This window comes from Pseudomonas sp. BP11-1-1, from assembly GCF_052112105.1.
GTDB lineage: Bacteria > Pseudomonadota > Gammaproteobacteria > Pseudomonadales > Pseudomonadaceae > Aquipseudomonas > Aquipseudomonas alvandae.
Genome location: NZ_JAUTYU010000023.1, coordinates 46,776 through 59,766, shown reverse-complemented (window position 1 = coordinate 59,766; position 12,991 = coordinate 46,776). Strand labels below are relative to the sequence as shown.

General features: G+C 61.8%; 12 protein-coding genes. 7 read left to right on the top strand and 5 right to left on the bottom strand.

All coding sequences use genetic code 11. The features are described 5' to 3' along the window. Nucleotides 1–123 precede the first annotated feature (123 nt). Nucleotides 124–690: a DJ-1 family glyoxalase III gene (locus tag Q7C33_RS26265; protein WP_030140318.1), complete on the bottom strand. Its 567-nt coding sequence runs from the start codon at nucleotides 688–690 to the stop codon at nucleotides 124–126. A gap of 145 nt (nucleotides 691–835) precedes the next feature. After that, the gene (locus Q7C33_RS26260) at nucleotides 836–1,273 is read right to left on the bottom strand and encodes a DUF4879 domain-containing protein (RefSeq protein WP_407684384.1); all 438 of its coding nucleotides are present in this window, start codon (nucleotides 1,271–1,273) and stop codon (nucleotides 836–838) included. Between the two features lie 250 nt (nucleotides 1,274–1,523). Here Q7C33_RS26260 and Q7C33_RS26255 point away from each other — a divergent pair, with 250 nt between their 5' ends. From Q7C33_RS26255 to Q7C33_RS26240, 4 genes are all read left to right on the top strand, one after another. After that, nucleotides 1,524–2,819, top strand: coding sequence for an NCS2 family permease (locus tag Q7C33_RS26255; protein ID WP_030140320.1), 1,296 nt, complete (start codon nucleotides 1,524–1,526; stop codon nucleotides 2,817–2,819). After that, nucleotides 2,816–3,895 carry a tRNA (uridine(54)-C5)-methyltransferase TrmA gene (gene trmA / locus Q7C33_RS26250; RefSeq protein WP_030140321.1) on the top strand — a complete coding sequence of 360 codons (1,080 nt, stop codon included), beginning with the start codon at nucleotides 2,816–2,818 and terminating at the stop codon, nucleotides 3,893–3,895. The genes Q7C33_RS26255 and trmA overlap by 4 nt, the downstream gene beginning before the upstream one ends. Nucleotides 3,896–4,194: 299 nt before the next feature. After that, complete coding sequence (gene aroQ / locus Q7C33_RS26245; protein ID WP_198798303.1) at nucleotides 4,195–4,635, top strand: type II 3-dehydroquinate dehydratase; 441 nt, start codon at nucleotides 4,195–4,197, stop codon at nucleotides 4,633–4,635. Nucleotides 4,636–4,640: 5 nt separating this feature from the next. After that, a complete protein-coding gene (locus Q7C33_RS26240; protein ID WP_217860384.1) occupies nucleotides 4,641–5,492 on the top strand; it encodes a shikimate dehydrogenase in 852 nt (283 codons plus the stop codon). A 149-nt stretch (nucleotides 5,493–5,641) separates the two neighbouring features. On the opposite strand, the gene Q7C33_RS26235 is transcribed toward Q7C33_RS26240, so the two are convergent. Continuing rightward, a complete protein-coding gene (locus Q7C33_RS26235) occupies nucleotides 5,642–6,319 on the bottom strand; it encodes a TetR/AcrR family transcriptional regulator (RefSeq protein ID WP_217860385.1) in 678 nt (225 codons plus the stop codon). A gap of 101 nt (nucleotides 6,320–6,420) precedes the next feature. Further along, a complete protein-coding gene (gene quiC, locus Q7C33_RS26230; protein WP_407684383.1) occupies nucleotides 6,421–8,319 on the bottom strand; it encodes a 3-dehydroshikimate dehydratase QuiC in 1,899 nt (632 codons plus the stop codon). A gap of 265 nt (nucleotides 8,320–8,584) precedes the next feature. Between quiC and Q7C33_RS26225 the strand changes: the two genes are divergently transcribed. Beyond that, nucleotides 8,585–9,922, top strand: a complete 1,338-nt coding sequence (locus Q7C33_RS26225) for an MFS transporter (protein ID WP_407684382.1) — start codon at nucleotides 8,585–8,587, stop codon at nucleotides 9,920–9,922. An 85-nt stretch (nucleotides 9,923–10,007) separates the two neighbouring features. Here the strand turns inward: Q7C33_RS26225 and Q7C33_RS26220 are convergent, their stop codons facing one another. Beyond that, nucleotides 10,008–10,886, bottom strand: a complete 879-nt coding sequence (locus tag Q7C33_RS26220) for a DMT family transporter (protein ID WP_198798307.1) — start codon at nucleotides 10,884–10,886, stop codon at nucleotides 10,008–10,010. A gap of 252 nt (nucleotides 10,887–11,138) precedes the next feature. Between Q7C33_RS26220 and ypfJ the strand changes: the two genes are divergently transcribed. Next, nucleotides 11,139–12,026, top strand: a complete 888-nt coding sequence (gene ypfJ, locus Q7C33_RS26215; protein ID WP_030140328.1) for a KPN_02809 family neutral zinc metallopeptidase — start codon at nucleotides 11,139–11,141, stop codon at nucleotides 12,024–12,026. Next, a complete protein-coding gene (locus Q7C33_RS26210) occupies nucleotides 12,027–12,974 on the top strand; it encodes an alpha/beta hydrolase (protein ID WP_407684381.1) in 948 nt (315 codons plus the stop codon). Nucleotides 12,975–12,991: the final 17 nt, after the last annotated feature.

Genomic DNA, 12,991 nt, shown 5'->3' with positions numbered 1-12,991 from the left:
AGGGGTACGACTTCGGGGTGTGGTGAGCGTTCAAGGCGATTGAATGACGAAACACTGCCGTCTGCTGCGCAGCCGGGCGGGAGCAAGCTCCCTCGCCACGAGACTGCGCAGGTTTTTGAAGTGTCAGGCCAACAGTTCAGCCGCTACCACGCTCCTCACCCCTTTACCGGCAAGTGCTTCCACCAGCGCAAGGGCAAACACCAGGGCGGCGGCGGAACCCTGGGCGGTGATGCAATTGCCGTCCACCACCACCGGTTGATCGACGAAGCTGCACCCGGACAGTTGCTGACTGACCGCAGGCAGGCAGGTCATGCGACGCTGGCGCAGGACGCCGAATGCCTGGAGCACCAACGCCGGGGCTTCGGCGATGGCGGCAAACAAGCGCCCGGCCGCGGCCTGGTCCTTGACCAACTGCTGCAAGGGCTGATGGGCGGCCAGGTGCTGCGCGCCGATGATGCCGCCGGGCAGGACGATCAGGTCGAAATCCTGCACCAGCACGTCCACCAGCATGCCGTCGGCGGTCAGGCGCGTGCCGCGTGCGCAAGTCAGCATGCGACGACCTTCGATACTCGCCACCACCACTTCAAGCTGCGCGCGACGCAACACGTCGATCAGCGTCACCGCCTGCAAGTCATCGACGCCTTCGGCCACGGCGATCAGGGCTCGGGGGATCTTGGTTCCAGGAATCATGGGCGCTCTCCACTGGGTGATGCTTGTAGTGTAGGAGTTGTCGAAGGCTGCGATCTTTTGATAGGCGCTTGAGATTCAAGTCAGGGTAAAGATCGCAGCCTCGCTGCGCTCGGCAGCTCCTACGCCGCGCCCGCAGGGGCATCGGCTATTTGATGTACAGCTGCGTGGTCATCCGGTTGCCCGGCGCGTTGATCGAGACGTTGCTGAAGCTGAAGGTCCCTTCCTGCTTGCCCTTCAGATCGAAGATGTAGACGTAACCAACCGTCCTGGTTGTCTTCGAGCAATCATTGAGGTTGCCATTGCTGTACGCACATACCGGCGAGCGGGTGCCGTCGACTTCGAAGCCGTCCAGCGTGACGTTCGGCTGGTGGCCGTAACCGACCTCCAGCACGTAGACCTTGATGTTCGGGCCGCCGTGGTCGCAACGGGTCTGCGCCTGACCTGGGGCGATGTCCTCGAAACCACAGGCCGGCGATTCGACCTTGAGCACCTTGACCTCGCTCAGCGGCGGCGCCGATGCGGCATGGGCAGCCGACACGGACAGCCAGAGGCTCAATGCGCAGACCGAGGCAAATTTTTTCATGCAATACATACCGACCTCCCGGAACCGCGCGCAGTATGGCCCAACTTTTGCGACTGCACACTTTTGCAACTGCACACTTCGCGACTGAACACCTTTGCGACTCAAGACAGAGGATCGCAGCCACATCGCCGCGCTGTTATGATGCGCGGCTTTTTCCGACCCACAGAAAATTCCGGCCGCCATGGGTGTGCTGTGCTTTGCTGTTGAGGTCGATACATTCACGGCGCCGGGCGCGCCACGGGGAGCAGACATGCTGGAAAGGCTGTTTCAACTCAAGGCACACAACACCAACGTGCGGACCGAGATTCTGGCGGGCGTCACGACCTTCCTGGCCATGGCCTACATTCTGTTCGTGAACCCGAGCATTCTCGGTGAAACCGGCATGGACAAGGGCGCGGTATTCGTCGCCACTTGCCTGGCGGCGGCCATCGGCTCGACCGTGATGGGGCTGATTGCCAACTACCCGATCGCCCTCGCGCCGGGCATGGGCCTGAATGCCTTCTTTACCTACACCGTGGTCCTGCACATGGGCCACACGTGGCAAGTGGCGCTGGGGGCGGTGTTCGTCTCCGCCGTGCTGTTCTTCCTGCTATCGATCTTCCGCATCCGCGAATGGATCATCAACAGCATCCCGCTGCCGCTGCGCTCGGCCATTGCCGCCGGTATCGGCCTGTTCCTGGCACTGATCGCCCTGAGCAATGCCGGCATCGTGGTGAAAAACCCGGCGACCATGGTCGGCCTCGGCGACCTGAAACAACCGGCGCCGATCCTCGCGACCCTGGGCTTTGTCCTCATCGTCGCCCTCGAGGCCTTGAAAGTACGCGGCGCAGTGCTGATCGGCATCCTGGCGGTCACCATCGTCGCGATCCTGATGGGCTTCACCCCGTTCAACGGCGTCATTTCCGCACCGCCATCCTTGGCCCCGACCTTCCTGCAACTGGACATCATGGGCGCCTTGGACATCGGTCTCGTGAACGTGATCTTCGCCTTCCTGTTCGTCGATCTGTTCGACAACTCCGGCACCCTGATCGGCGTCGCCAAGCGCGCCGGGTTGATGGGCAAGGACGGGCACATGCCAAAGATGGGCCGCGCACTGATCGCCGACAGCACCGCCGCCATGGCCGGTTCGCTGCTGGGCACTTCGACGACCACCAGCTACATCGAATCGGCGGCGGGCGTCAGTGCCGGCGGCCGCACTGGCCTGACGGCCATCGTGGTGGCGATCCTGTTCCTGCTGGCGCTGTTCTTCTCGCCGCTGGCCGCCAGCGTCCCGGCCTTCGCCACCGCGCCGGCGCTGCTGTTCGTGGCGGTGTTGATGACTTCGGGCCTGGCGGAAATCGACTGGGACGACATCACCGTCGCCGCCCCGGTCGTGATCACTGCCCTGGCGATGCCTTTCACCTACTCCATCGCCAACGGCATTGCCTTCGGCTTCATCGCCTGGACCGCCATCAAGCTGGTCTCCGGTCGTGGCCGTGAGCTGAACCCGGCGCTGGTGATCCTGTCGATTCTGTTCGTTATCAAGTTGGGTTGGTTCAACGCATGACTTTTGATTCCCAAGCCTACGCCGCCCAGTTGCAGGGCAAGGTCACGCGCTTGCGTGACCTTCTGGCCCCTTTTGAGGCGCCGGAGCCTGCCGTATTCGACTCGCCCCTGGGCAACTTCCGCCTGCGGGCCGAATTTCGTCTGTGGCGCGAGGCTGGCGAACGGCATTACGCCATGTTCTCCCAGGACGACAAGCGCACGCCGATCCTGATTGAAGAGTTTCCCATCGCCAGCCTGCGCATCAATCAGTTGATGCCGCAGCTCAAGGCCGCCTGGCAGGCCAGCGCGCCCTTGAGCCACAAGTTGTTCCAGGTGGAATTCCTCACCACCCTGGCCGGCGACGCGATGATCACCCTGTGCTACCACCGCCCGTTGGATGAACACTGGCATGCCGCGGCGTCGAAACTGGCGACCGACTTGGGCGTCAGCATCATTGGTCGCTCCAAGGGCAAGCGCGAAGTGATCGGCCACGATTACGTGGTGGAGAAACTTGAGGTGGGCGGTCGCACCTTCAGCTATCGCCAACCCGAAGGCGCCTTCACCCAGCCCAACGGCACGGTCAACCAGAAGATGCTCAACTGGGCTTATGAAGCCCTGGGCGATCGTGCTGACGACCTGCTGGAGTTGTACTGCGGCAACGGCAACTTCACCCTGCCGCTGGCAACCCGCGTGCGCAAAGTCCTCGCCACCGAAATCAGCAAGACCTCGGTCAACGCCGCGCTGAGCAACCTCAGCGAGAACGCTGTGGATAACGTCACGCTGGTGCGCCTGTCCGCCGAAGAGCTGACCGAAGCCTTGAACGAAGTCCGGCCGTTCCGTCGTTTGCAGGGCATAGACCTGAAAAGCTACGAATTCGGCAGCGTCTTCGTCGACCCGCCTCGCGCCGGCATGGACCCGGACACGTGCGAACTGACGAGGCGGTTCGACAACATCCTGTACATCTCCTGCAACCCCGAGACCCTCGCCGCGAACATCGCGCAACTGAACGACACCCACCGCATCACGCGTTGCGCGTTGTTCGATCAATTCCCTTGGACCCATCACATGGAATCCGGGGTGTTGTTGACGCGGCGCTGAACCCGCCTTTTGGGGTAAAGGATTACCTTGTGGCGAGGGGATTTATCCCCGCTGGGCTGCGGAGCAGCCCCATGCCTGTCTGTGCCATCAGTTTGCGAGCGCTGCGCGCTCGAGCGGGGATAAATCCCCTCGCCACAATTGCCTTCCCCAATCTCTCGGCTGATGCAATGTTCGATCATCGAACACTTATTGCCCGCCGACGGCTGCTTTATTTGACCAAATTAACCATCTAGTACAATTTATCTCCACCGGCTGGATCCCCGCCGACACCAACAATAAAAAATGTGGAGAAATGTGCGATGCCTCCGATCGTTCTGGTGCTCAACGGCCCGAACCTGAACCTGCTCGGCACCCGCGAGCCGGCAACCTATGGCCACGAAACCCTGGCTGATATTTCTGCGTTATGTGCCCGCACCGCCGAGGAGCTGGGTCTTGCCGTGGAGTTTCGCCAGACCAACCAGGAAGGTGAATTGCTGGACTGGATTCACGGCGCCCGTGGCCGATGTGCCGGCATCATCATCAACCCGGCGGCCTGGACCCACACCTCCGTGGCAATCCGCGACGCCCTGGTGGCGAGCGAAGTGCCTGTCATCGAAGTCCATCTTTCCAATGTCCACGCCCGCGAGACGTTCCGTCACCACTCCTTTGTTTCATCGGTGGCCATCGGCGTGATGTGCGGATTCGGCAGCCATGGTTATCGCCTGGCCCTGGAACATTTCAGTCAGCGGTTGAAGGGTTGATACGCATGTCGAATATCACTGTGCTGGCCGGGCTCATCGGCGCGGGCATCCAGGCGTCGCGCACGCCGGCGCTGCATGAGCGCGAAGGCGATGCCCAGGGCATGCGCTACCTCTATCGCCTGATCGATCTCGATGCACTGAAGCTCGACAGCAGCGCCCTGCCCGACTTGCTGCTGGCCGCCGAGCGCATGGACTTCACTGGCCTGAACATCACCTTTCCCTGCAAGCAGGCGATCATCCCGTTATTGGACGAGTTGTCGCCCGAGGCCAGCGGGATCGGTGCGGTGAATACCGTGGTGCTCAAGGACGGCAAGCGCATCGGCCATAACACCGACTGCCTGGGGTTCGCCGAAGGTTTTCGTCGTGGCTTGGGTGATGTCGCGCGCAAGCGCGTGGTCCAGATGGGCGCAGGAGGCGCCGGCGCGGCGGTGGCCCATGCATTGCTGGTGGAAGGCGTGGAGACGCTGAGCATTTTTGATGTCGAGGTCAGCCGTGCCGAGGCATTGGCGAACAACTTGAATCAACACTTCGGCGCCGGCCGCGCTCGTGCCGGGCATGACCTTGCAATTGCCATGGCCGAGGCCGACGGCTTGGTGAACACCACACCCATGGGCATGGCGAAACTGCCGGGCATGCCGGTGCCGGTCGAGTTGTTGCGGGGCGACCTGTGGGTGGCGGAGATCGTTTATTTCCCGTTGGAAACCGAACTCCTGCGCAACGCCCGCGCCCTCGGCTGCCGCACGCTGGATGGCGGCACCATGGCGGTGTTCCAGGCGGTCAAGGCGTTCGAACTGTTCAGCGGCGTGGCGCCGGATGCGCAGCGGATGCTGGCGCATTTCCAGAGCATGAATCACTAAAGCCGAGTGAAAATCCCTGCGAGGAATGAACTGTGGGAGCGAGCTTGCTCGCGATTGCGGTACACCAGTCACCATCGAGGTTGGCTGATCCACCGCTATCGCGAGCAAGCTCGCTCCCACATAGGATTGCTTGCACGTCAGGTTCGGTGTCAGGCCCGCAAATATCTCAACACCGACTCACACACCATCTGCCGATGCCGCTGCTTGACCGCTTCGTCCGACAGGTCGATCTGGAAGATCTCACCGAACGTCTGGCGGTTGGATACCCGGTAGAAGCAGAACGAGCTGATCAGCAAATGCACATCCAGCGGCTCGAGGCCGGCACGGAATACGCCTTCTTCGGCGCCACGACGGAGGATCACGCCCAGGGAATCGAGGATGGTGTTGGTCATCGCCTTGATCGCACCGGACTGTTTCACGTATTCGGCGTTGTGGATGTTTTCGATGCAGACGATGCGCACGAAATCCACGTTGCGATCATGGTGATCGAAGGTGAATTCCACCAGGCGCCGGATCGCCTCGACCGGCGCCAGTTCCGCCAGGTGCAGGCGGCTTTCTGTGGTGCGGATATCACCGTAGAGTTTCTCCAGCACCTCGACGTACAACTGCTCCTTGCTGCCGAAGTAGTAATAGATCATGCGCTTGGAGGTGTGGATGCGCTCGGCGATGGCGTCGACCCGGGCGCCGGCCAGGCCTTGCTGGACGAACTCGACGATGGCTTCCTGGAGAATATTTTCCCGGGTTTTCTCCGGGTTGTTCTTGCGACTCTTGCGCGGCGCGGCGACAGGCTCGTCGAGGGCTGCGGGAAGCTCTGGATTCATAGTCATTGCGGGCTCAGGCCGTCACTGCACAGGTGGGCGATTATGGGCTGCACCGGGCAGTGAAGGAAGCCAAGGCACTGCCCTTTACCGCCACGGTTACGATTTCCCTACAACTTGGCGTGTCGCACGCCGCCGCTGCGGGACTTGGCCATGGCCGCCAGGCGCACCGCGACGTTGGCCGCGCCGTAACCGGCGTAACCGTTCTTGCGCTGGATGATCTCGAAGAAGAACCGCCCTTCGAACGGCTCGGTGTAGACGTGGAACAGCTCACCGCCTTGGGCATCACGGTCGTACAGCACGTTGAAATAGGCCAGTTCGCTGAGAAACTCGTCGTCGAAATCGAAACGCGCCGCCAGGTCGTCGTAATAGTTGAGCGGAATGTCGAGCAACGGCACCCCCGCCTCTTTGGCACGGCTGACTTGGGCAAAAATATCATCGCAATCGAAGGCGATGTGATGCACGCCGGAACCGCGATAACTCGACAGCGCGTGTGAAATAGCAGTGTTGCGGTTCTCGGAAATGTTCAACGGCAAGCGAATCGAACTGCAACGACTGCGCAGGGCACGGCTTTTCACCAGGCCATAAGGGTCGGGCAGCACCACTTCATCGTCAGCCTCGAAATCCAGCAGGCTCTTGTAGAACAGCACCCAACTGTCGAGGCTGTCGGCGGGCAACGCCATCGCCATGTGGTCGATGCGCTTGAGCCCGGCGCCGACGGCGGCAGCCGGTTGCAGGTGGAAATCGGTGCCATAGACATCGGCGTCCCGATCCACCAGGTAGATCAGGCTGCTGTCCGGCGCGCGCACCGCCGCCAGTTCCAGTTCGTTGGGCCCGACCAGGCCGCGATAAGGCTGGCCTTTAAAGGCCACGGCCCGTTTCAGGGCGCTGGCGCTGTCCTTGACCCGAACCGCCATGGCGCACAGCGACGGGCCATGGGCTTCGAAAAAGCTGTGGGCGAAGGAATACGGCTCGCAGTTGAGGATCAGGTTGATATCGCCCTGGCGCAACAGGCTGACGTTCTTGGAGCGATGCTGGCCAGCCTTGACGAAACCCAGGCGCTCCAACCAATGGGCGAGCTTGGCCCCCAGGTTATCGTTGACAGCGAACTCCAGGAACTCGATGCCGTCGTACTCGCTGGCCAGCGCTGTTTCAAAAAGAATGTCGGGGTTCTGCGCGGGCGCTTGTTCGGCCAGGCGCTGACGGGTCTTTTCTTCCAGGTACAACAGCGAACGCAAACCGTCGGCAGCGTTGGCCCTTGGTGGCGCGGCGCGAAAACCGTCGTTGAAGATTTCCAGCGACAGCGGCCCGGTGTAGCCACTCTGGATGATCGGCGCGAGGAAACCTGGCAAGTCGAATTCGCCCTGGCCCGGGAAACAGCGGAAATGCCGGCTCCACTCCAGGACGTCCATCGCCAGGATCGGCGCATCGGCCATTTGCACAAAAAAGATCTTGTCGCCGGGAATCTCGGCGATCGCACTCGGGTCGCCCTTGAGGGACAAGGTGTGGAAGCTGTCGAGCAGCACGCCGAGGCTCGGATGATCAGCCTGGCGCACGATGTTCCAGACCTGTTGGTACGTATTGACGTGCCGGCCCCAGGCCAACGCCTCATAACCGATGCGCAGGCCCCGCGCGCCGGCCCGCTCGGCCAGCAGGCGCAGGTCGTCGATCAGGATCTGTTCATCGCCAACGCTGTCAGCCGAGGCATTGCTGCACACCAGCACCAGGTCGGTGCCCAACTCCTGCATCAAATCGAATTTGCGCTCGGCCCGTTCCAGGTTGCGCGCCAGGCGATCGCGGCGGCAGCCTTCGAAATCACGAAAGGGTTGGAACAGCGTGATGGCGACACCCAGGTCGGCGCACATCTGCCGGATCTCCCGAGGGCTGCCATCGTAGTAGAGAAGGTCGTTCTCGAAGATCTCCACGCCGTCGAAACCGGCGGCGGCAATGGCTTCGAGTTTTTCCGGCAGGGTACCGCTCAACGAAACGGTGGCAATGGAACGCTGCATGACTTCGGCTCCCGGGACAGGCGTCGGCTACAAAAAATGCGCCGCTTTTTAAAAGAGTCAGGGGATTATTGAGCTGACGGTTTCTTTGGGCAATTTAATATGTACCGTCTGGTTAGTTTTTAGGGCGATTATCGAACACAATGCCCGATCAGCGAATTGACGATTTTTTGTCCACTGCCCACCATCGGCCCCACGTTGACGCCCGACTTCGGGCTCAATGCAGACCCAGACCACACCATAAGAATTTCAAGAACGGGTGCACCTTATGATTCCTTCCCAAAGTTCCCGCCTGGCCCCCGGCCCGGTTGCCACCCGCGGTGGCATCGGCGACAAGATCCGTGGCGCGATGGCCGTGGGCAAGACCCGTTGGGGCATGCTCGCCCTGGTGTTCTTCGCCACCACGCTGAACTACATCGACCGCGCGGCCCTCGGGGTGATGCAGCCGATCCTGGCCAAGGAAATGAGCTGGACGGCGATGGACTACGCCAATATCAATTTCTGGTTCCAGGTCGGTTATGCGATCGGCTTCGTGCTGCAAGGCCGATTGATCGACCGGATTGGCGTCAAGCGCGTGTTCTTCTGCGCCGTGCTGCTCTGGAGCCTGGCGACCGGCGCCCACGGCCTGGCCACCTCGGCAGTGGGCTTCATGGTTTGCCGCTTTATCCTCGGCCTCACCGAAGCCGCCAACTACCCGGCCTGTGTGAAAACCACGCGGCTGTGGTTCCCGGCCGGCGAACGGGCCGTGGCCACCGGGATCTTCAATGCCGGGACCAACGTCGGTGCGATGTTTACCCCGATGCTGCTGCCACTGGTCCTGCACGTGTGGGGCTGGCAGGCCGCGTTCCTGTGCATGGCGACGCTGGGCGGGATCTGGTTGCTGTTCTGGGGCCTGAAATACTTCAACCCCGAAGACCACCCGAGCGTGAAACAGTCGGAACTGGACTACATCCAGGCCCAGGACGAACCGGACCAGGCCCGCGTGCCCTTCTCTCGAATCCTGCGCATGCGCGGTACCTGGGCGTTCGCCCTGGCCTACTCGATCACTGCGCCGGTGTTCTGGTTCTACCTTTATTGGCTGCCGCCGTTCCTGAACCAGCAATACAACCTGGGCATCAACGTGACCCAGATGGGCATCCCGCTGATCATCATCTACCTGACCGCCGATTTCGGCAGCGTCGGCGGCGGGATCCTGTCTTCATTCCTGATTGGCCGCGGGGTCAATCCGATCAAGGCGCGACTGATGTCCATGTTGCTGTTCGCCTGCTGCATCGTCGGGGTGATCATGGCGGCCGGTTCCAGCAGCCTCTGGGTCGCGGTGTTTGCGATTTCCCTGGCCATCGGTGCACACCAGGCCTGGACCGCCAACATCTGGAGCCTGGTGATGGACTACACGCCCAAGCACATGATGAGCACGGTGTTCGGCTTCGGCGGCATGTGCGCGGCCATCGGCGGGATGTTCATGACGCAGCTGGTGGGGCACATCCTCACGATCACGAACAACAACTACACCGTGCTGTTCACCCTGATCCCGGCGATGTACTTCATCGCGCTGACCTGGATGTACTTCATGGCACCGCGCAAGGTGCCTACGCTGGAAAACTGAAACTGGAGGCATCTCCGGGCAATCAAGCCGAGCACATTTGTGGCGAGGGGATTTATCCCCTCGCCACAGGAGTCTGCATAGCCTCTTACTTACGCCGCTGTTGCCACGCCGCCGCCAACCCACTCAAGCAGATCAAGGTAATCCCCACCACCGTGGTCAGCGTCGGCGTATGGCTGAAAAACAACCAGCCCAGCAACCCGGCAAAGATGATCTGGCAATACCCGAACGGCGCGAGCAGCGCCGGGGCGGCAAAACGGAAGGCCTGGGTCAGCATCAAGTGCGCGGTCATCCCGCAGGCCCCCAGCGCTAGCATCATCAAGCCGTGGGACACGCTGGGCACCTGCCAGAAGAACGGCACCAAGGCGCTCATCACCAACGTGTTGCACAACCCGGCGAAAAAATTGCTGGTCGTGGGGCTGTCGATCTCGGCGAGTTTGCGCGTGAGCAGCTGGTAGAAGCAGAAAAACAGCGCCGAGCAGAACGGCAACAGCACCGCCGGCGTGAACAGATCGCCACCGGGATGAACAATGATCAACACCCCGATGAACCCGAAGATCACCGCAATCCACTGACCGCGCGTCACGTGCTCGCCCAGCAGCGGTACCGACAATGCCGTGACCAGCACGGGGGCGAGGAAGTTGACCGCCGTCGCCTCTGCCAATGGGATGAACATCAGCGACGTGGTGAAAAACAGACTGGTGCCCAACAGGCACAACGCCCGCGCAACCTGCCACAACGGGCGCTTGGTGCGCAGCACGCGCAGCCCCGAGCGCGGCAGGAAAATACCCGCCATCAACAAGGTGTGCACCACGTAACGGGCCCAGACCACCATGATGATCGGATAGAAACCCGAGAGGTATTTGGACAGCGCGTCGTGACTGGAGAACAGGAACGTTGCGACCAGGATAAGCACGATGCCCTTGAAAGCCTGATTGACGCCGGAGAGCGGAGTGCTGATGGTCATGAAGGAAACCTGCGTTGCTTGATATTGAGGCCGTGATGCACAGTGCAGTTATTGGGCCAGCGAGGGTTCCGATAGTTCTGGATCCCAAGTGTAATGAAAATTCGGCGGCCGGACAGGATTGGCTCGCCGATGAACCAAAATCCTCGTCCGTTGCCTCACTGCTCAAGCACGCCGCGCGCCTTGGGCGCCCGGAAGCTAGACTCACCGCCACAGCAGTCATTTCTTCGCAGGGCCATTCAGAGGACTTCCCACATGTTATGGAAAAAAGGTCGCCGCAGTGACAACGTGGTGGATGCCCGTGATGACGGTGGGGGCGGCGGTGGAATGCGTTTCGGCGGCGGCAAGGGGTTGAGCCTGACGGCGATCATCCTGATCGTCGGCATCGGCTGGATCACCGGCCAGGACCCCATGCAGATCCTTGGGCAATTGGCCGGGCAGATGGACCAAGGGGCCGCGCCCACCTCTTCTCAAACCCGCCAGGCGCCGCCGGCCAATGATGAACAGGCCGAATTCGTGCGCGCCATCCTCGGCGATACCGAAGACACCTGGGGCCAGGTCTTCCAACAGGCCGGTCGCCAATACCAGCAACCGAAGCTGGTGCTGTTCAGCGGTCGGGTCAACTCGGCCTGCGGCCTGGCCTCCTCGGCGACCGGCCCGTTCTATTGCCCGGCGGACCGGCAGGTCTACCTGGACATGAGTTTCTTCCAGGAAATGTCCCAGCGTTTTTCGGCCGCCGGGGACTTCGCCCAGGCCTACGTCATTGCCCACGAAATCGGCCACCACGTGCAAACGCTGCTCGGCGTCTCGGCGAAAGTCCAGGAGGCGCGCCAGCAAGGCCGGCAAATGGAAGGTGACGGCGGCTTGCTGGTGCGCCAGGAATTGCAGGCCGATTGCCTCGCCGGCGTCTGGGCCAACCACGCGCAAAAACGCCTGAACTGGCTTGAGCCGGGGGACATCGAAGAAGCCTTGAACGCCGCCAATGCCATTGGTGACGATCGCCTGCAGCAGCAAGGCCAGGGCCGCGTGGTGCCGGACTCGTTTACCCATGGCACCTCGGCGCAACGGGTGCGCTGGTTCAAGACCGGTTTCGCCCAGGGCCAGGTCAGCCAGTGCGACACCTTCGCGGCGAAAAACCTGTAGATGAAGTGGGCGACGTTGATCTGGCTGGTGCTCGTTTGCGCCGTTGCCCAGGCCGAGGAACACGCCGTCAAGGCAGTCGCCCAAGGTCGCCTGTTGCTCAAGGGCGGGGTCATGGCCGTTGCCGTGAGCCCGCCGCCGGCTTCGATCCAGCGGGTGCTGATCATCGTCCACGGTCGGCTGCGCAATGCCGACACTTATCTTCGCAGTGGCGAAAAGGCCGCCGCGCAGGCCGGTCAAACGACAACCACGCTGATCATCGCCCCGCAATTCCTCAACGAACAGGACGTGGCGCGCCATCAACTGCCCGCCGACCTCCTGCGTTGGCAAGGCAACGACTGGATGGCGGGAGGGCTGTCCATAGGGCCGAATCCAGTCAGTTCCTTCCAAGTGCTGGATGACATCATTGCGCGGGTCAGCGATCGACAGCAGTTCCCTGAGGTGAAGGAGATCGTCATCGCCGGCCACTCCGGCGGCGCACAAGTGGTGCAGCGCTATGCCCTGCTCGCCCACGGCACCTACCGCATCGCGCCACGGTTCGTCATTGCCAATCCATCCTCATATGCCTACCTCGACGCGCAGCGGCCCATGGCGTTCGCCCTCGCCAGTTGCCCGTCCTTCAACCGTTGGAAATACGGCCTGGAGCACCTGCCCGCCTACGCCGCCGGGCAAACGCCGACGCAACTCGAAGATAACTACATCAAGCGCGACATCACTTATTTGCTGGGACAACAGGACATTGATCCGGAGCATCCGGCGCTGGACAAAGGCTGCGAGGCGCAGACCCAAGGGGCGTACCGACTGCTGCGCGGGCATTTCTTTTTCGACTACCTGACGCGACGCCATCCGCAGGGGCTGAATCAGCGACTGATCGAAGTGCCCGGGGTTGGGCATGATGGGGATGGGATGTTCAATTCGCCGGAGGGGTTGAGGGTGTTGTTTGGGCAGTGAGTCTTGTGGCGGCTTAT

Bases quoted from the DNA above. Each gene is read 5' to 3' on its own strand.
- Q7C33_RS26240 (WP_217860384.1), top strand. From the start codon at position 4,641: ATGTCGAATATCACTGTGCTGGCCGGGCTCATCGGCGCGGGCATCCAG.
- Q7C33_RS26260 (WP_407684384.1), bottom strand. From the start codon at position 1,273: ATGAAAAAATTTGCCTCGGTCTGCGCATTGAGCCTCTGGCTGTCCGTG.
- ypfJ (WP_030140328.1), top strand. From the start codon at position 11,139: ATGTTATGGAAAAAAGGTCGCCGCAGTGACAACGTGGTGGATGCCCGT.
- Q7C33_RS26210 (WP_407684381.1), top strand. From the start codon at position 12,027: ATGAAGTGGGCGACGTTGATCTGGCTGGTGCTCGTTTGCGCCGTTGCC.
- aroQ (WP_198798303.1), top strand. From the start codon at position 4,195: ATGCCTCCGATCGTTCTGGTGCTCAACGGCCCGAACCTGAACCTGCTC.
- Q7C33_RS26225 (WP_407684382.1), top strand. From the start codon at position 8,585: ATGATTCCTTCCCAAAGTTCCCGCCTGGCCCCCGGCCCGGTTGCCACC.
- Q7C33_RS26235 (WP_217860385.1), bottom strand. From the start codon at position 6,319: ATGACTATGAATCCAGAGCTTCCCGCAGCCCTCGACGAGCCTGTCGCC.
- trmA (WP_030140321.1), top strand. From the start codon at position 2,816: ATGACTTTTGATTCCCAAGCCTACGCCGCCCAGTTGCAGGGCAAGGTC.
- quiC (WP_407684383.1), bottom strand. From the start codon at position 8,319: ATGCAGCGTTCCATTGCCACCGTTTCGTTGAGCGGTACCCTGCCGGAA.
- Q7C33_RS26255 (WP_030140320.1), top strand. From the start codon at position 1,524: ATGCTGGAAAGGCTGTTTCAACTCAAGGCACACAACACCAACGTGCGG.
- Q7C33_RS26220 (WP_198798307.1), bottom strand. From the start codon at position 10,886: ATGACCATCAGCACTCCGCTCTCCGGCGTCAATCAGGCTTTCAAGGGC.
- Q7C33_RS26265 (WP_030140318.1), bottom strand. From the start codon at position 690: ATGATTCCTGGAACCAAGATCCCCCGAGCCCTGATCGCCGTGGCCGAA.